The following is a 17,374-nucleotide window of genomic DNA, read 5'->3' as shown; positions in this document are numbered from 1 at the left end:
CTCCCTATTATTTTGATTGCTGTGGTATAGCACGAATAGGAATGACTGGTATGGTACGAACAGGAATGGGTGGTCGTTTTATCCAGTATTTTGCAGTCAAACAGAGAAATTGTTCCAACAAGTTAAATCTTTATAAAAAAAGTACCATCAGATCTTTATATATTATTATATTAAAAATATACCCACTTTGAAAATGAGAGGTTCTATTATCCAACACCTTATTCTTTAATTATAAACATCATAGGACAATTTTAATTATTAACCATCTTATGATCTTTTAACCAATGTTAAAAAAATATATAACAGATCACTCAGGATATAACACTTAGTCCAATATTGCATGATTTGCTCAAACTGATTTTAAAACGAGTAAATAGAATTTTTAAAACTAGAATCCAAAGTAAAGAGTATTTATATGACTCATAAACCTCTGATGACCTTAATTTTCACTTTTAGTGCTTTAACAGAGTCAACATTTCTCTATGCAAATGAGCTCATTCAAACTGCCCCCAATTCACACTACGCACCTACAACCTCTAGAAACATGAAACAAATTTATCAAGGTGAACATGGAACATGGTTCCTCTCAAAACATAGAGGTAGAAAAGGAGGATGTGCTGTCTCCTATAATTCTGGTTTGAATCAACTCACCCTGTTTGGTCCTTCAGAAAAAAATACGGGTGCATTGGTGTTTACAGGTCCTCACATACCAATAAGCAAAAGTAATCAACAACTCAATGTTGTCATGCGAACGGACCGATCTGAAACACTAGCCGAAGCGATATTAATTCCTCACCCAAACAAAGGTATGTTACTCATTCCAGTTACGATGATACAAACGGCTCCCAATATGGATGATGTTGGTGCAATGGAAATTCTACTGCAAGGGAAAACAATCTATACATCATCTATTAGTGGTGGATTCAGAGCACGTGATGCATTAATGAGTTGCATCAAAAGCTAAATATAAAAAGCCATCTGATGATGGCTTTTAAATAGATTTTAGTCAAAAAAAGAACTAAATATTTAGCTTTCTAATTTAGTTAACTGCCGTTTTTCATATAAGGTCAGCGCAAATGCCAGACCACATAAAATCACAAAACCACAAGTCATTGGAATTAAGGTTCCATTATATAACTGACCAATAATCGAAGCCAGAATAAGCGATAACACCGAAGATGATGCACCAATAATTGCAGAAGCCATACCTGCTACATGCCCCATGGGTTCCATTGCAATGGCATTTAAATTGCCAAATAAGGTACCAAACAATAAGAACAAAATGCAGGCATAAAGCATAAACATCCAAAATGAGATGGATACGCCAGACAACTGAATGATCAAAAACAGTAGGGAAATCAGACTAAGGCCAAGAAAGCCATAAATACAGATAGGACGCATACCGAACTTCATCACAATTCGTGAATTGGTAAAGGATGCAATTCCCATCACACCTGCCAATAAAGCAAAATAAGCACTAAACTCCTGTCCTGTTTTTCCAAATTGCTGCATAAAAATTTGCTGTGAAGTGCCGAGATAACCAATAAAGCCACCAAAACAAAAACCTGCGCATAGTAAATAACTCATGGTGGTTTTATTGCTCACCACCTCTTTAAAGCCATCCTTAAATGCTTGTACCCGCATTGGCAGACGATTTTCGGGTACTAAAGTCTCTTCCAAACGCAAAGCCACCCACGCCCCCACCACCGTGGCATAGACCATATACAACACAAAAATATCACGCCAGCCAAAGAAATGGATGATCAGCTGTCCCAAGCTCGGTGCAACTGCAGGTGCGACCATAAATACCATCATAATCAGCGACATGATCCGTGCCATTTGGGCACCACTATATTTATCCCGAACAATCGAAATCGAAGCCACATACGGCCCAGAAACCCCAACACCTTGAATAAAACGACCAACTAAAAACCATTCAAAACTTTGAGTGGAATAGCACAATAAACTGCCTATAAAGTAGATCACAATGCCTGTAAATAAAATCCGTTTCCGTCCAATCGCATCGGACAATGGCCCTGCAATGAGTTGCCCAATGGTCATTCCTGAAAAAATACTAATAATGACCCATTGCGCCTGATTATTATTTTGTAGACTAAAAACTTTTCCAATTTCACCCAGTGCAGGTAAAACTGCATCAATCGAAAAAGAGACAATGGACATCAGCAATGCCATCAGTAATGCAAACTCGCGGAAATGGATTTTTGATTTCATTTTTCTTGCCCATTGGTGATTATTTTATATGGAATTAAATAAGCCACCTTACGGTGGCTTATTGCATTGATTCATATTAACCAATAAATTTACGTGCGTTGCGGAACATACGTAACCAAGCACCATCTTCTGCCCAATCTTCAGGCTTCCAAGAGTGCTGTAAAGCACGGAAGTTACGCTCAGGATGCGGCATCATCACGGTTGCACGACCATCTTTAGAAGTTAAACCTGTAATCGCTTCAGGTGAACCATTCGGGTTCAATGGATAATGTTGCGTTGGATGACCCAAGCTATCCACATAACGTAAGATCACTTGGTTTTCAGCATTTAAAGCAGCAATTTGCTGTTCAGTTGCAACCAGACGACCTTCACCATGTGCAACAGCGATTGGTAAAATCGAACCTTGCATATCTTCAAGCAATACAGAAACTGATTTTTCTACGCGAACGTTGACTGCACGCGCTTCGAATACTTCTGATGTATTGCGGTGGAAACGGCCCCAATGCTCAGCACCTGGAATCAGTGGTGCAAGTTGCGACATCATTTGACAGCCATTACATACGCCTAAGCTGAAAGTGCTCTCACGATGGAAGAATTGCTCAAACTGGTCACGCAATTTTGCATTGAACAATACTGATTTCGCCCAGCCACCACCAGCACCCATCACGTCACCGTATGAGAAACCACCACATGCCACTAAACCTTCAAAGTCGCTCAAGCTCACGCGACCTGCAAGCAAGTCACTCATATGTACGTCGATGGTATTAAAGCCAACTTTATCAAATGCAGCCGCCATTTCAACATGACCGTTGACACCCTGCTCACGCAAGATTGCCATATTAGGACGACGGGTATTAATAAACGGCGCTTCAACGGGTTCATTCAAGTCATAGGTTGCTTGTGCAATTAAACCTTTGTGGTTTTGATCTGCAATTAAAGCAAATTCTTGATCCGCAGTTTCAACGTTATCACGTAAACGTTGAATCTGATGCGATACCTCAGCCCATGCTTGTTGTAATTCAGCACGTTCTAAAGTTAAACCATTGATAGCCAATTGATCGGTTGTATTGACACAGCCCACAACTGCAATTGCATCTTTCAGACTTGACGCTGCAACTTCAACTTCTAACTGTGCCCAATCAGCCGCTGTAATTTGCAGTACCGCACCAATTTCTTCAGCAAATAAGCTTTCAGTGGTTTGATTTTCTAATGCCACACCTAAACGAGATGCGAACATCATTTCCGCGACAGTTGCCAATAGACCGCCATCGCCGATGTCATGGTAAGCCTTGATCACGCCACGATTGTTCCAGTCTTGAATCAAGGCAAAGAATGCTTTGAAATCATCAAAACTATCAACATCTGGAGTCACTGAACCAATCGCTTTATACACCTGCGCAAGGATCGAACCGCCTAAACGGAACTGCCCTTTAGATAAATCAATACGAACCAATACTGAATCGGCTAAGTTTTTCAATTCAGGCGTTAATGTTTTACGAACATCTAACACTGGCGCAAATGCAGTAATGACACCTGACATCGGTGAAGTCACCGCTTTGTCTTCGCCATCATTCCACGTGGTACGCATTGAAAGTGAATCTTTACCAACTGGAATTGCAATGCCTAATGCAGGGCACATTTCCATACCAATCGCTTTTACGCCTTCAAACAAGGCTTGGTCTTCACCTTTTTGACCAGCCGCAGCCATCCAGTTTGCAGAAAGTTTGATATCGCTGATTTGTTCAATGTTGGCACAAGCAATGTTAGTAATCGCTTCAGCAACCGCTAAACGAGCCGATGCAGCAGGATTCAACAATGCAACAGGTGGACGTTCACCCATGGCCATTGCTTCGCCTGTGAAACCTTGCAAGCTGGTCGTCGTCACTGCTGCATCTGCAACAGGTACTTGCCAACGACCCACCATCTGATCACGTGCAACCATACCGGTAATCGAACGGTCACCAATGGTAATCAAGAATGATTTAGATGCGACTGTAGGATTCTTCAATACGCGGAAAATTGCATCTTTTAAATCAACTTTTGCAGCATCAAAGTCATTACCCTGACGCTCAATGGTTTCATATGACCGTTGCATACGCGGTGTGCCGCCCAAGATCACCTGCATTGGGATATCGACAGGCTTGTTCTCAAACAACGGGTCTTCAACGGTTAAGTGACGCGCTTCAGTTGCTTCACCCAATACCGCAAACGGACAACGCTCACGTGCACAAATTTCTTCAAACTGTTCTAAAGACTCTGGGCGAATCGCAAGTACATAACGTTCTTGTGCTTCGTTTGACCAGATTTCCATCGGGCTCATACCTGGCTCTAATGATGGAATTTTACGCAGATTAAGCACTGCACCCAACTCATGATCATTCACAAGTTCTGGCATAGCATTAGATACACCACCCGCACCCACATCATGTACAGACACGATTGGGTTAAAATCTTCTAAGCGCCAGCAGGTATCGATGACTTCTTGGCAACGGCGTTCCATTTCTGGGTTTTCACGTTGAACAGAAGCAAAGTCCAAGCTCTCACCCATGGTACCGCTGTCTACAGAAGACGCTGCGCCACCGCCAAGACCGATCAACATTGCAGGGCCACCCAATACAATGAGCAAGTCACCCGGTTGAATCGCATCTTTTTCAACATGGTCAGGACGAATGTTACCGTAACCACCAGCGATCATGATTGGCTTATGGAAGCCTTTCACTTCGCCATTGACATTCTGTTCGAAAGTACGGAAATAACCATTTAATGCTGGGCGACCGAATTCGTTGTTAAACGCTGCACCACCCAATGGACCTTCAATCATGATTTGTAATGGCGAAGCCATACGTGAAGGTTTACCGTAGTTATCTTCCCAAGGTTGTTCAAAACCAGGAATATTGAGGTTTGAAACCGTAAAGCCGGTTAAGCCTGCTTTTGGTTTACCACCACGACCCGTTGCACCTTCGTCACGGATTTCACCGCCCGAACCTGTCGCAGCACCGGCAAATGGAGCAATTGCAGTTGGATGGTTGTGTGTTTCAACCTTCATTAAAATATGAGCAGCTTGGCTCTTATATTTATAAACGAAGTGACCATTTTCATCCGCTTTCGGATAAAAACGCATGGTGTCATAACCCACGATCACAGACGCGTTATCTTTATATGCCGACAACACATCCGTTGGAGATTCTTTATAAGTATTTTTAATTATCTGGAACAAAGATAATGGTTGTTTTTCACCATCAATTGTCCATTCAGAACCAAAGATTTTATGACGGCAATGTTCTGAGTTTGCTTGTGCAAACATCATCAATTCGATGTCATTTGGATTACGGCCCAGCTTGGTAAAAGCTTCGGTAAGGTAATCAATTTCTTGCTCAGATAAAGCAAAGCCAAACTCATTGTTGGCTTTAACTAACGCTTCTTTTCCTTGACCCAAGATATCAATTGAGTTCAATGGCTTCGGTGCGGTTTCTGAGAATAAAGCTTTTGCATCATCAATATGAGCAAAAACACTCTCCGTCATACGGTCATGTAAAGCCAATTTCACTTCATTCGAAATCTCTTTCACACCTTTCAGTGTAAATAGTAGACCACGCTCTAAACGGTGAATTGGGGTATTACAGTTTTGGAAAATATCAGTTGCTTTAGATGACCACGGCGAGATGGTACCGATACGTGGTGTCACTAAAATCTGGATTTCATCACTTGCAGCTTGGCGAAGTTCGAAAGATTGACCATCGTTTAAAAGTTGTAATGCCGATTGATGTTGCTGCTCGCTGAGCGCTTGATCAAACAAATAAACCCACTGGCTGTCAAAAGATTGAACAGAACTCATTGACGTTAAACGGTTTAAGAGTTGAGCTTTCTTAAAAGAAGAATGTGCTGATGCACCGGCCACGATAAACATGTTGACTTTGGCTCCACGGGCAGGTCTAACGATCCCACCGCCATGTGACTTATGAGAGAGCGCATATTCTACTGTGAAAGGCGCATTTCAGCTAGCCATATCCATCTTAAAAATCAGAGTTTTCTGCTTCAAATCACTTAATTTATTGTAGCTTTCTTAATTTTACTTTATTCGTAACAATTCATTTACTAGATCATTTAAATCATCAGGTCTGTCTAGATATCCATTTTAACTATAACTGCCCGTTGGGGAAAATTGATCCAGAACAATAGAACACACACTGTTTCTTTAAAAAAACAGACAGGTTCACGACCAGATTATGATCAAATACAAAACGATAAACATCTATATACGGATACAAGACAACTTATGTCGCCCTACTCTAGTGCTTTAATCTTTTTTTTGGCATGATGAAACTGAATTCATAGTGAATAATGATAAATGGAACAAATGCGTTGGTTAGAATTGCTTTCTGCAATTCGCTTAGGTAGTAAAAAAAGTAGTACTGAATTGGCTCGAAGCCCTTTCCATAAAGATTATGACAGAATTATATTTTCCCAAAGTTTTCGTCAGCTGAATAGAAAAACACAGGTTCACCCACTGACTCAACATGACGGTATTCACACTCGTCTCACCCATTCGCTAGAAGTCTCTTGTATCGGACGCTCACTGGGCATGCTCGCTGCAGAAAAGATCAAAGATCAATTACCGATGTGGATTTCTCCTGCCGATGTCGGGGCAATTATCCAAGCAGCCTGCCTAGCCCATGACATTGGCAATCCCCCATTTGGTCATGCCGGTGAATATGCCATTCGTGAATGGTTTGATGATGCTTCGCATCGAGACTTTCTGGCTCGGCTCACTCCAGAAGAAGCAGCCGATGTTCGCCAATTCGAAGGCAATGCTCAAGGACTTCGCCTTTTAAGTCGTATTGATTACCACCCTGATGATGGTGGCATGCGTTTAACCTGTGCAACACTGGGTGCTTATTTAAAATATCCATGGCTCTCAAAGACAATTGAAGAACAAGGCGACACGCCCTCACATCAACGGGCAAAATTTGGTTGCTATCAATCCGAAAAAGAAATTTTAAAACAACTTGCAGAACAGCTTGGCCTGATTCAACTCGGTGACTATCACTATTGCCGTCATCCATTGACTTATTTATTGGAAGCTGCCGATGATATTTGCTATGCACTGATCGATTTAGAAGATGGCATCATTCTGAATATGTTGAACTATGCCGAAGTTGAACCTATTTTCCTAAATTTAATTGCGGATTATGGTTATCCTGAAGAATTACAATTACCGCATACCACATGGCAGCAAAAAATTGCCGCTCTGCGTGGCCGTGTCATGAAACGTCTTGTCGATGAAGTGACCACCGCTTTTGCAAAACATCATTACGAGATTTTAACCGGCCAGCTCAAAGGCAACCTGTTACAGTATTGCTCACCAGATATTGAGGCAGGCATTCAGACCGCAAAAAACCTCGCAAGAGATCGTATTTTTGAACATCCCCAAAAATCCGGTTTGGAGATTATTGCGCACCAAAGCCTGCAAACGATTTTGGATGCCTTTATCCCGTTGACCATGCCACATAAGACCTTAAGCTTTAAAGAACAGCGTTTGATGTCAATTTTGCAACATTCAGGGGTAAATCTGCAAAACAACCACTATAATAATATTATGCAAGTCTTAGATATTATTAGTAAGTTCTCAGACCACCAAGCCTATAGCTTGGCGCAAGAGTTGCAAGGCAATAAGATAGGGTTCTTTTAATGCCTCGATTTATTGATCAAGGGATAAGTAGCTTATCTCTTCTCAAGCCTGAAATTTGGGTGCATTGCCCCGCATGTCAAAAGCTTGCAAAGATTATCGAAATAAAGGAACGAGAATCGGAAACCATAAAGGTTTTTTGTACTCAATGCCTCTATCGCAAAACGTTACAGCAGATTCATGTCCAAAGTTATGACTATATGCGTTATTACTTTAATTTAAATCAAAATATGGCTGAATGGAGCGGTGGATGTGAAGTCGAAATCAATACGAAATGTACAATATGCAAGAAAGGAAAATACAAATATCTCAGGCAATATGCCCGTAGATCCCTTATTCCAAGAGAAATAACGCTAAACTGTAATTTCTGCCTACGAGAAAATAGGTTTGATGACTCTGTTTATACGTTAAAAAAAGTCAGTTATTCCAAAGTTGGCATCGATCCCTATTGCGCATATCCATTATTTTTAAATATTGCTGTTCGACAGGGTCAAATTTGTGTTTATAACCCAACTCATTTAGAAATATTGAAAAATTTTATTCAAGCCGATCTAAGAGAGCGTAAATTTCCAAATTACAATCGCAGTTATTTTTCCCGCTTACCTGCTTGGATAAAATCCACACGAAATCGTAAAGAAATTCTAAAAGCCATTTTGCGTTTAGAACAAATGGCATCTACTATTCAACCATTAACAAATAAGTGAAAGACTCAATGATCGGATGTTTAATTGGCGAAGTGTTTGCCCTAGAAGCCCCAACCGTATTACTCAATGTAAATGGCGTAGGCTATGAAATTGACACACCACTTTCGACATTTTGCCAATTACAAAAAGGACAGAAAGTCACTTTATGGACGCACTTGGTGGTTCGTGAAGATGCACAGCAACTTTATGGTTTCAGTGATGCACAGGAAAAAACCATTTTCCGTACCTTATTAAAAGTGAATGGCGTAGGCCCTAAAATGGCTTTAGGCATCTTATCAACACTCAGCGTGGAACTGCTGATTCACACCATTGAACATGATGATATTAATACGCTGATTAAAGTTCCCGGCGTGGGCAAGAAAACTGCTGAACGCTTAATGATTGAATTACGTGATCGTTTCAAAGCGTTGGCGCATTCAACGGGTAGTACGGCAAATGCAGCAGTTGCTCAAATTCAATTTATGGCAAATTCACCTGTTGCGGAAGCGGAAGCCGCTTTACAATCGTTGGGCTATAAACCAGCAGAAGCACAAAAAGCAGTAGCAGCAGTCAAAGCAGACTATACTGAATCGGCTGACATTATCCGTGCTGCGCTTAAATCCATGATGAAGTAATAGATATATGCAAGATCGTCTTATTAGCGGAACAGAAAAACCTGAAGATCATTTTGATCGTGCCATTCGTCCAACCTCGTTGGCTGACTATATTGGTCAGCCCGTGGTTCGTGAGCAAATGGAAATCTTCATTGGTGCAGCGCGCGGCCGTGGTGAAGCACTCGACCATACCTTGATCTTTGGTCCACCAGGTTTAGGTAAAACCACCTTGGCCAACATTATCGCAAGAGAAATGGGCGGTAATTTAAAATCAACTTCTGGCCCTGTATTGGAACGTGCGGGTGACCTAGCCGCAATGCTCACCAACCTAGAAGAAGGTGATGTTCTGTTCATTGACGAGATTCATCGTCTTTCTCCAGTGATCGAAGAAATTCTTTATCCAGCCATGGAAGATTACCAACTCGATATTATGATTGGTGAAGGCCCTGCTGCCCGCTCAATCAAGCTAGATCTCCCCCCTTTCACTTTAGTCGCGGCAACAACACGTGCAGGTCTTTTGACCTCTCCTTTACGTGACCGCTTCGGGATCGTACAACGTTTAGAATTTTATTCAGTTGAAGACCTGACCCATATCGTGACACGTTCAGCCAACTTGATGGATGTGCCGATTACTCACGAAGGTTCAACAGAAATCGCTCGTCGTGCCCGTGGTACACCCCGTATTGCCAATCGATTATTACGCCGTGTCCGTGACTATGCCCAAGTCAAAGGCACAGGTGAAGTGACTCAGGAAATGGCACAACGGGCTTTGGACATGCTCAATGTCGATAAAGCAGGTTTAGATACGCTCGATCGGCGTTATCTCAGCATGTTACTGGAACGTTTTGAAGGACGACCAACTGGTGTTGAAGCTTTAGCCGCAGCCATGGCGGAAGATAGCGGAACGCTTGAAGATGTAATTGAACCGTATTTGATTCAGCAAGGTTATGTGATGCGGACTGCACGCGGTCGTATTGCAACCAATATGGCATATTTACAATTTGGTATGACACCACCTGAATCATAAATATAGATAAATCATGACTCAAACCCTAGATGAACAACAACTTATAGAAAGAATTAAAGTATCGTATCAAGACGTTATTTCTGATTTACCGCCTATCGAAGAGTTGCCTCGATATGTTATGTTCTCAGAATATCGCCAAGAACAAAGACAATTTTTAGATGCGCTTCTCAAAGCTCATTCGGCATTGTCACTCTCTTGTCAACTTGTCGATTCAAAACAACAAGCTGTTTCCCTTTCTAGTGAGCAGCTTGAACAATTCAACATTACCTCACATTTGGACTGGTCACTCACAAGCCTTGCCTTTGACCATACACACGCTACAATCTTTATTTCATTATGCTTTCAAGACGATCTAAAGCAGATGGTCGAGGAACATCGCCCACCGTGCAAACCTATACTGAGTTTTAAAAACTTGGCAATTTTATTGATCAGTTGCTGTATGCTCGGCATTTCACTTTACTTATTTAACCAAGCCTCAGAATGGTTGGTATTTATCATTTTTGCAGTTGGTTTTTTAGGTTTATGTATGCTATACGACAGCGTAAAAGATTACGTTCAATACAATAAAGTAAAAGATGATCCTCTAAAAAACCTGATTGTTGCAGGCTATTTCGCTGAACATTTAGAAGATTATGCAACACAGACTTTAATCTTGGATAAAAACTCAAACGAATAGCTTGCTTGATCTGTTGTGCCATTTGCCCCAAAAATCAATATGCTAAACTGCGACACTCTTCAACACCTCGTATCAAGAATGGATTTTTATCATGGTCAATCATTTTGAGTTCAACATTCGCGTTTATATCGAAGATACAGATGCAGGCGGTATCGTTTACCATGCCAACCATATCCGTTTTATGGAACGTGCTCGTACCGAATGGTTACGTGCAGCAGGTGTTGATCACTACTGGCACCAAAAAGATTACAGCTTCGTGGTACATCAGATTCAGGTCAAATATGTACGCCCAATATTAATGGATGATTTAATTACCGTTACAGCACGTGTTATTTCGTGTAAAGCCGCATCTTTTGTGTTGCAACAAAATATTTATCGTGGTGAAATCTTGCTGGCTTCAGGTGAGGTTGTGTTGGCATGTTTAAATAAAGATTTAATGCCACGTCGACTTCCTGATGAAATTCGTGATCTAATTCAAAAAGAGTTAGCACAGGACTAAAATAAACTTTCGGCACAGCGACTTATGGCAACTAACTTAGAATCTTCCCTGCATATTTCTGACCTAATTTTACAAGCAAGTCCTGTTGTACAACTGGTCATGCTGATCTTACTTCTTGCTTCAATTTTTAGCTGGTATTTGATCGCTAAATTACATATGGGCTTTAAAAAAGCAGAACAAGAGGATGAACATTTTCAAAAAATGTTCTGGTCAGGTGCCGAGTTAAATACGCTTTATAACAATGCGCAACTCAATTCTAAGCGCCGTGGTCTAGAAGATATTTTCTACCAAGGCTTAGGTGAGTTTTTCAAGCTACAGAAACGTAAAGCCGATACCAACCAAACCATCGAAGGAACCGAGCGTATTCTTCGTGTTGGCCTAAGCCGTGATCAAGGTGGTTTAGAGCAAGGCTTAGGTTCACTTGCCAGCATCGGCTCTGTTGCCCCTTATATCGGCTTATTCGGTACGGTTTGGGGCATTATGAATGCCTTTATTGGCCTTGCTGCCGTTGATCAAGTGACTTTGGCAACTGTTGCACCTGGTATTGCAGAAGCCCTCATTGCAACTGCAATTGGTTTATTTGCAGCAATTCCTGCGGTACTTGCGTTTAACCACTTTACCGCTAAAGGTGAATCAACCTATTCAGATCGTGCCTTATTTGCAGAAGAAATGGTTGCTCTTTTACAGCGTCAAGCGATTGGAACGACACAGGAAGATGCATAATGGCGATTCAACGATCTGGACGTTTTGAACGCATTAAAAAGCCACTCAAAAGTGATATGAACGTCGTTCCTTATATCGACGTGATGTTGGTGTTATTGGTTATTTTCATGGTGACAGCCCCCATGATCACCAGCGGTATTAAAGTAGATCTACCTCAGGCCAATAATCACCCTATCGAGTCCAAAGATATGCCTGCCATGGTGACGATTGGTAAAGATGGCAATATCTTTTTGCAATACCAAGAACATAAAGGCAGTGACCCTCTTTCGCTCAAAGAACTGGAAAGTGTTTTAAGTGAAGCTCAAACTCAAGCTGAGCAAGACAACAAACAACTAACTGTTCTGGTTAATGGTGATAAATCTCGCCCATATGGTGAAGTAGTTTCACTCATGGCGAGCCTACAAGAAGCAGGCCTTACCCAAGTAGGCTTACTGACAGAGCCGTTAAAATAAGCTATGAAAAAATTTCAAGAGCCACCTTTTAAACAAAATGCGATTGCGCTGAGTTTCACGCTTGGCGTCCATGCAATCGCGATTGTTGGCTTACTGTTTTTAGGCTTGAGTAAACCACCTGAAGAGCCTAAGAAACTCACCACTATTTTGGTGAAGCCAGAAGATTTACCTCAATCTCTACAGCAACCAGAGCAACAAGTCACAGCAGATCACCAAGCTGAACAGGTTGAAAGCCCAATTGTTGATAAGACATTGCCTGAGAATATTCCCGTAATACCTCCACCACCAACTGCGCAACAGCTTGCTGCTGAAAAGCAAAAAGCTGAACAGGCTCAGCAAGCCAAGCTTGCCGAACAAAAACGTAAAGCTGATGAAGCTGCGCGAGCTCAGCAGGTTGAAGAACAACGTAAACTCTCAGAAGCGCAAGCACAAAAACAACGTGCAGACGCTGAAGCCAAACGCCAAGCTGAGGCAAAGGCGAGAACAGAGGCTGAAAAACATAGAGCTGAACAATCTGCCAAAGCCGAGGCGGAAGCCAAAGCACGCCAAAAAGCGGAACAAGATGCTAAATTAAGACAGCAAAAAGCTGCCGAGAACGCAAAACTTCAAGCCCAGCAAGATGCAAAACGTAAAGCCGATGCAGATGCTAAGGCTCGTGCTGAAGCCGATGCAAAACGTAAAGCAGAACGAGATGCGAAAGCTCGCGCGGACGCAGATGCTAAACGCAAAGCTGACGCTGACGCAAAACGTAAAGCCGATGCAGATGCCAAAGCTCGCGCGGAAGCCGATGCAAAACGTAAGGCGAATGCAGATGCCAAAGCAAAATCTGAGGCTGATGCCAAACGCAAAGCCGATGCAGATGCCAAAGCAAAAACGGACGCTGACGCTAAGCGTAAAGCTGATGCAGACGCGAAACGTAAAGCCGATGCAGATGCCAAAGCAAAAACGGACGCTGATGCCAAACGCAAAGCCGATGCAGATGCGAAACGCAAGGCCGATGCAGATGCGAAAGCAAAAGCGGACGCTGATGCCAAACGTAAAGCCGAAGCTGAAGCAGATGCCAAAGCTGCTGCAGCCAAAAAAGCGGAACAAGAAGCAGCTCAGAAAAAGGCTGATGCGAAACGTGTGGCTTCAACGGCTAAACGCGACTTTGAACAAAAAATCTATCGGGCTTGGAATATGCCATCGGGTTCTTCAGGACAACGCGCCAGTGCACGTGTAACCTTAAGTGACAGTGGTGCAGTACTTTCTGTTGTTGTTTCTGCAAGTGATCCTGATGTGAAAGCCAGTGTAGAAGCAGCTGTTCGCGCCGCAGCACCCTATCCAATGCCAGATGATCCTGTTGCCCGCCGTGAAGCAAGAAGCTTTACTTCTAGTTTTACTGCAAAATAGTAATGAATAGTTAACGTTACATGCTTTTAATAGCACAAAGCATGTAACTATGTTAAATAATCAACAGCCACAAAAATACGAACGCAAGTAATTGTAACTATGGACAAGACTCGTAAACACCTCATCTCTTTAGCAGTTTTCACTGCGATTAGCACAGTTGTTCCAACAGCAACTTTCGCACAATTACACCTCGAGATTGCAAAAGCCCCTGAACAAGCCCCTAAAATCGCGATTGTCCCCTTTGCAAATGACAATGCGATCTATCCTATCGTGGAAAGCGATTTAAATCGTTCAGGTCGTTTTACCAGTGCATCTCAAAATTTACCAGCAACTGCGAGCCTGAATCAGGTTCAAGCAGGTGATTGGCAAAATACGGGTGTACCTTACGTTGTCGTTGGGCAAATGAAAGCGGTTGATGCCAATACCTTTGAAATTCATTACCAGCTTTATGATGTACAAAAACAAAAATATCTACTGAATGAGGTACTCACTGTACCAAGCTCACGTATACGCCAAGCTGGTCATATGATCAGTGATACGATTTATCAAGCGTTAACGGGTATTGCGGGTGACTTTAGTGGTCGTATTGCCTATGTATTACGTAATCAGGCAACGCCAGCCCAACGTTATACTCTGCAAATTGCTGATACTGATGGCGAACAGCCTAAAACTGTCCTGTCATCACGAGACCCTATTCTTTCTCCAGCCTGGACACCAGATGCCAAGAAAATTGCATATGTGTCCTTTGAGACCAAGCGTCCTGCGATTTATCTGCAAGACTTAGCCACAGGCCAACGCGAAGTTCTAGCCAGCTTCCGTGGATTAAATGGTGCACCAAGCTTCTCACCAGATGGTAAATCAATGCTATTTACCGCATCGATGAATGGTAATCCTGAAATCTATCAAATGGATTTAAGCACGCGCCAAGTACAACGCATGACCAATGACACTGCCATTGATACTGAAGCACGCTACGCACCTGATGGTAAATCATTCATCTTTACCTCAGACCGCGGCGGTTCACCACAAATTTATCGCTACAGCTTTGATGATAGTTCAGTTAAACGCTTAACCTTCAAAGGCGCATTCAATGCACGCGGTACGCTAAGTGCTGATGGTAAAAAAATTGCTTTAGTGCACCGCCCAAGCGGCAGCAACTATAAAGTAGCAATTCAAGATATCAATACAGGTATTACCAACATTCTTACACCAACCAGTTTAGACGAATCGCCAAGCTTCTCACCAAATGGACAAATGGTGGTTTATGCAACCCGTGAAGGTAGTCGTGGCTTATTATCGGTTATGTCTACTGACGGCCGTTTCCGCATGAATTTACCAAGTGAGCAAGGTGAAGTTCGTGAACCAGCTTGGGCACCAAAATAAGTTTAATTTATTGGAGAATCATATGAACATTAAATATCTAACGCTTCCACTCATTGCTGCAACACTTGTATTTACAGGTTGTGCAAGCCGTAAACCTGCTGCCGAAATTACCACAGGTACTAACCCAAATGGCTCATCAACGGTCAGCACCGAGGGTTTAAGTGAAGATGCAGCACTCAATGCACAAAACTTGGCTGGCGCATCTTCAAAAGGTGTAACTGCTGCAAACAAAGCATTCTTGGCAAAACGCGTTGTTCACTTTAACTATGACAGCAGTGATTTATCAAATGAAGACTATCAGACACTTCAAGCACACGCTCAGTTCCTAGTTGCCAATGCCAACTCTCGTGTTGCTCTTACAGGTCATACGGATGAACGTGGTACACGTGAATACAACATGGCACTTGGCGAACGTCGCGCAAAAGCGGTTGAAAGCTTTTTGATTACCAACGGTGTAAACCCACAGCAACTTGAAGCAGTCAGCTACGGTAAAGAATCACCTGTCAACGCAGGCCATGATGAAGCTGCGTGGAAAGAAAACCGCCGCGTAGAAATTAACTATGAAGCAGTTCCACCACTATTAAAATAATCGTGGTTAGGCTTTAAATAAAAATGCTCACTTTATGTGAGCATTTTTATTTCATTCATCAAGACGAAGATTGAGGGTCGGACTTGTTCTGCATCGACTCAATCAAATCATGCTTGTTAAACTCTTTGTATTCTGGCTTGGCCTCATACTGTTTCCATGCATCCTTCACATTTTCTTTGGAAATCGTATCTAAGCTAATTGGCTCACTTGGCGTGGGCGTTGCCTCAAAATTCTTGGTTGTCATATTTAACCTCCAAACATCCTGTTTAGTATCTATGCAACATAGCATGTAATGACGTACTTGTAATCATAAAAGCAACATAAATAAAGTAAGATAATTTTTATTTTTGCACGATCTCATCTAGAATACCCTCATTCTTTTTTATCAATTTTGACACGGCTAAATCGGAGCTATTCAATATGTCAAACCTTACTTTGACCCAATATCTAGAACAACAAAATGGGAATTTGACTCCAGAGTTGGCACAAGTCATCGAAACAATTGCTGCAACCTGTCAAACCATTGATCAAGCCCTGCAAAAAGGTGCTTTAGCAGGTATTTTAGGTAGTGCTGGCAATGAAAACGTTCAAGGTGAAACACAAAAGAAATTAGACGTTATTTCAAATGACTACCTGATTGATGCATTAAAAGTACACCCTCAAGTGGGTGGTTTAGCTTCAGAAGAATTAGATGACTTCACCCCTGCTCAGGAAAATGGTAAATATCTGGTTTTATTCGATCCACTCGATGGTTCAAGCAATATCGACATTAACATGTGTGTTGGTACAATTTTCTCGATTCTTCCTGCAAAGAATGCAGTGACTCAATCTGCTGACTTTATGCAAGCAGGTACTGAACAAGTTGCTGCAGGTTATGTGCTTTATGGTCCATCGACCATGCTCGTACTTACTGTGGGCACAGGTGTTGTGTTCTTTACGTTTGATCCGACCACAAAGAGCTTCCTGTTAACTACTGAACAAGTGCAAGTTACAGCAGATACACAAGAGTTTGCAATTAACTCATCTAATCAACGTCACTGGGAAAATCCAGTAAAACGTTATATTGATGAGCTGTTAGCGGGTAAAACCTCTGTCCGTGAAAAAGACTTCAACATGCGCTGGGTAGCATGCATGGTCGGTGATATTCACCGTATCTTATGCCGTGGTGGTATTTTCCTTTATCCTTACGATTTAAAAGATCCGAAGAAAGCAGGCCGCTTACGCTTGATGTATGAAGCAAACCCAATGAGTATGCTGATTGAACAAGCAGGCGGTGCTTCTACAACGGGTCGTGTTCGTATCATGGAAATTCAACCGACTGAATTACACCAACGTGTTCCAGTAATTATTGGTTCTAAAAATGAAGTCGAACGCGTAACAAGCTATCACTAATTACTTTTATAATCAGGGTATTATAA

At 42.1% G+C, this 17,374-nt stretch carries 17 protein-coding genes; 14 read left to right on the top strand and 3 right to left on the bottom strand.

What is annotated here, in order from left to right; all coding sequences use genetic code 11:
• Together F907_RS19100 and F907_RS10140 are read left to right on the top strand one after the other, a co-directional pair.
• Positions 1 to 191: hypothetical protein (locus F907_RS19100; RefSeq protein WP_212749739.1), on the top strand; the 191-nt coding region annotated here is incomplete at its 5' end.
• Between the two features lie 224 nt (positions 192 to 415).
• On the top strand, positions 416 to 964 hold the full coding sequence (locus F907_RS10140; protein ID WP_016652021.1) for a hypothetical protein: 549 nt from the start codon (positions 416 to 418) through the stop codon (positions 962 to 964).
• Between the two features lie 62 nt (positions 965 to 1,026).
• Here the strand turns inward: F907_RS10140 and F907_RS10145 are convergent, their stop codons facing one another.
• Complete coding sequence (locus F907_RS10145; RefSeq protein ID WP_016652020.1) at positions 1,027 to 2,232, bottom strand: multidrug effflux MFS transporter; 1,206 nt, start codon at positions 2,230 to 2,232, stop codon at positions 1,027 to 1,029.
• A gap of 76 nt (positions 2,233 to 2,308) precedes the next feature.
• Complete coding sequence (purL, locus tag F907_RS10150; protein WP_016652019.1) at positions 2,309 to 6,139, bottom strand: phosphoribosylformylglycinamidine synthase; 3,831 nt, start codon at positions 6,137 to 6,139, stop codon at positions 2,309 to 2,311.
• 441 nt (positions 6,140 to 6,580) lie between these two features.
• Here purL and F907_RS10155 point away from each other — a divergent pair, with 441 nt between their 5' ends.
• The 11 genes from F907_RS10155 to pal all read left to right on the top strand — a co-directional run bounded on the left by F907_RS10155 (position 6,581) and on the right by pal (position 15,956).
• Positions 6,581 to 7,921, top strand: a complete 1,341-nt coding sequence (locus F907_RS10155) for a deoxyguanosinetriphosphate triphosphohydrolase (RefSeq protein WP_005274097.1) — start codon at positions 6,581 to 6,583, stop codon at positions 7,919 to 7,921.
• Positions 7,921 to 8,622, top strand: a complete 702-nt coding sequence (locus F907_RS10160) for a hypothetical protein (RefSeq protein ID WP_016652018.1) — start codon at positions 7,921 to 7,923, stop codon at positions 8,620 to 8,622. Before F907_RS10155 ends, F907_RS10160 begins: the two co-directional genes overlap by 1 nt.
• Positions 8,623 to 8,630: 8 nt before the next feature.
• Positions 8,631 to 9,236 carry a Holliday junction branch migration protein RuvA gene (ruvA, locus tag F907_RS10165; RefSeq protein ID WP_016652017.1) on the top strand — a complete coding sequence of 202 codons (606 nt, stop codon included), beginning with the start codon at positions 8,631 to 8,633 and terminating at the stop codon, positions 9,234 to 9,236.
• A gap of 7 nt (positions 9,237 to 9,243) precedes the next feature.
• The gene (ruvB, locus tag F907_RS10170) at positions 9,244 to 10,242 is read left to right on the top strand and encodes a Holliday junction branch migration DNA helicase RuvB (RefSeq protein ID WP_016652016.1); all 999 of its coding nucleotides are present in this window, start codon (positions 9,244 to 9,246) and stop codon (positions 10,240 to 10,242) included.
• A gap of 13 nt (positions 10,243 to 10,255) precedes the next feature.
• Positions 10,256 to 10,918 (top strand): hypothetical protein, encoded by a 663-nt coding sequence (locus F907_RS10175; protein WP_016652015.1) that lies wholly within the window; start codon positions 10,256 to 10,258, stop codon positions 10,916 to 10,918.
• 91 nt (positions 10,919 to 11,009) lie between these two features.
• Positions 11,010 to 11,417 (top strand): tol-pal system-associated acyl-CoA thioesterase, encoded by a 408-nt coding sequence (gene ybgC / locus F907_RS10180; RefSeq protein WP_016652014.1) that lies wholly within the window; start codon positions 11,010 to 11,012, stop codon positions 11,415 to 11,417.
• A 24-nt stretch (positions 11,418 to 11,441) separates the two neighbouring features.
• Positions 11,442 to 12,140 (top strand): protein TolQ, encoded by a 699-nt coding sequence (tolQ, locus tag F907_RS10185; protein WP_005242694.1) that lies wholly within the window; start codon positions 11,442 to 11,444, stop codon positions 12,138 to 12,140.
• Positions 12,140 to 12,592 (top strand): protein TolR, encoded by a 453-nt coding sequence (gene tolR / locus F907_RS10190; RefSeq protein ID WP_005274084.1) that lies wholly within the window; start codon positions 12,140 to 12,142, stop codon positions 12,590 to 12,592. The genes tolQ and tolR overlap by 1 nt, the downstream gene beginning before the upstream one ends.
• Positions 12,593 to 12,595: 3 nt before the next feature.
• Complete coding sequence (gene tolA / locus F907_RS10195) at positions 12,596 to 13,984, top strand: cell envelope integrity protein TolA (protein WP_016652013.1); 1,389 nt, start codon at positions 12,596 to 12,598, stop codon at positions 13,982 to 13,984.
• A gap of 99 nt (positions 13,985 to 14,083) precedes the next feature.
• Positions 14,084 to 15,367 carry a Tol-Pal system beta propeller repeat protein TolB gene (gene tolB, locus F907_RS10200; RefSeq protein ID WP_016652012.1) on the top strand — a complete coding sequence of 428 codons (1,284 nt, stop codon included), beginning with the start codon at positions 14,084 to 14,086 and terminating at the stop codon, positions 15,365 to 15,367.
• Between the two features lie 22 nt (positions 15,368 to 15,389).
• Positions 15,390 to 15,956, top strand: a complete 567-nt coding sequence (pal, locus tag F907_RS10205) for a peptidoglycan-associated lipoprotein Pal (RefSeq protein WP_005242702.1) — start codon at positions 15,390 to 15,392, stop codon at positions 15,954 to 15,956.
• Between the two features lie 58 nt (positions 15,957 to 16,014).
• On the opposite strand, the gene F907_RS10210 is transcribed toward pal, so the two are convergent.
• Positions 16,015 to 16,200, bottom strand: coding sequence for an NF038105 family protein (locus F907_RS10210; protein WP_005274078.1), 186 nt, complete (start codon positions 16,198 to 16,200; stop codon positions 16,015 to 16,017).
• Between the two features lie 176 nt (positions 16,201 to 16,376).
• On the opposite strand from F907_RS10210, the gene F907_RS10215 reads away from it, so the two are divergent.
• Positions 16,377 to 17,348 carry a class 1 fructose-bisphosphatase gene (locus tag F907_RS10215; protein WP_005274075.1) on the top strand — a complete coding sequence of 324 codons (972 nt, stop codon included), beginning with the start codon at positions 16,377 to 16,379 and terminating at the stop codon, positions 17,346 to 17,348.
• Positions 17,349 to 17,374 lie beyond the last annotated feature (26 nt).

Source organism: Acinetobacter colistiniresistens, assembly GCF_000413935.1.
GTDB lineage: Bacteria > Pseudomonadota > Gammaproteobacteria > Pseudomonadales > Moraxellaceae > Acinetobacter > Acinetobacter colistiniresistens.
This window is presented reverse-complemented; position numbering and strand designations above follow the sequence as displayed.

Excerpts from the sequence above, each read along its gene's own strand:
- F907_RS10140 (WP_016652021.1), top strand. The coding sequence starts at position 416 with ATGACTCATAAACCTCTGATGACCTTAATTTTCACTTTTAGTGCTTTA.
- F907_RS10145 (WP_016652020.1), bottom strand. The coding sequence starts at position 2,232 with ATGAAATCAAAAATCCATTTCCGCGAGTTTGCATTACTGATGGCATTG.
- purL (WP_016652019.1), bottom strand. The coding sequence starts at position 6,139 with ATGTTTATCGTGGCCGGTGCATCAGCACATTCTTCTTTTAAGAAAGCT.
- F907_RS10155 (WP_005274097.1), top strand. The coding sequence starts at position 6,581 with ATGGAACAAATGCGTTGGTTAGAATTGCTTTCTGCAATTCGCTTAGGT.
- F907_RS10160 (WP_016652018.1), top strand. The coding sequence starts at position 7,921 with ATGCCTCGATTTATTGATCAAGGGATAAGTAGCTTATCTCTTCTCAAG.
- ruvA (WP_016652017.1), top strand. The coding sequence starts at position 8,631 with ATGATCGGATGTTTAATTGGCGAAGTGTTTGCCCTAGAAGCCCCAACC.
- ruvB (WP_016652016.1), top strand. The coding sequence starts at position 9,244 with ATGCAAGATCGTCTTATTAGCGGAACAGAAAAACCTGAAGATCATTTT.
- F907_RS10175 (WP_016652015.1), top strand. The coding sequence starts at position 10,256 with ATGACTCAAACCCTAGATGAACAACAACTTATAGAAAGAATTAAAGTA.
- ybgC (WP_016652014.1), top strand. The coding sequence starts at position 11,010 with ATGGTCAATCATTTTGAGTTCAACATTCGCGTTTATATCGAAGATACA.
- tolQ (WP_005242694.1), top strand. The coding sequence starts at position 11,442 with ATGGCAACTAACTTAGAATCTTCCCTGCATATTTCTGACCTAATTTTA.
- tolR (WP_005274084.1), top strand. The coding sequence starts at position 12,140 with ATGGCGATTCAACGATCTGGACGTTTTGAACGCATTAAAAAGCCACTC.
- tolA (WP_016652013.1), top strand. The coding sequence starts at position 12,596 with ATGAAAAAATTTCAAGAGCCACCTTTTAAACAAAATGCGATTGCGCTG.
- tolB (WP_016652012.1), top strand. The coding sequence starts at position 14,084 with ATGGACAAGACTCGTAAACACCTCATCTCTTTAGCAGTTTTCACTGCG.
- pal (WP_005242702.1), top strand. The coding sequence starts at position 15,390 with ATGAACATTAAATATCTAACGCTTCCACTCATTGCTGCAACACTTGTA.
- F907_RS10210 (WP_005274078.1), bottom strand. The coding sequence starts at position 16,200 with ATGACAACCAAGAATTTTGAGGCAACGCCCACGCCAAGTGAGCCAATT.
- F907_RS10215 (WP_005274075.1), top strand. The coding sequence starts at position 16,377 with ATGTCAAACCTTACTTTGACCCAATATCTAGAACAACAAAATGGGAAT.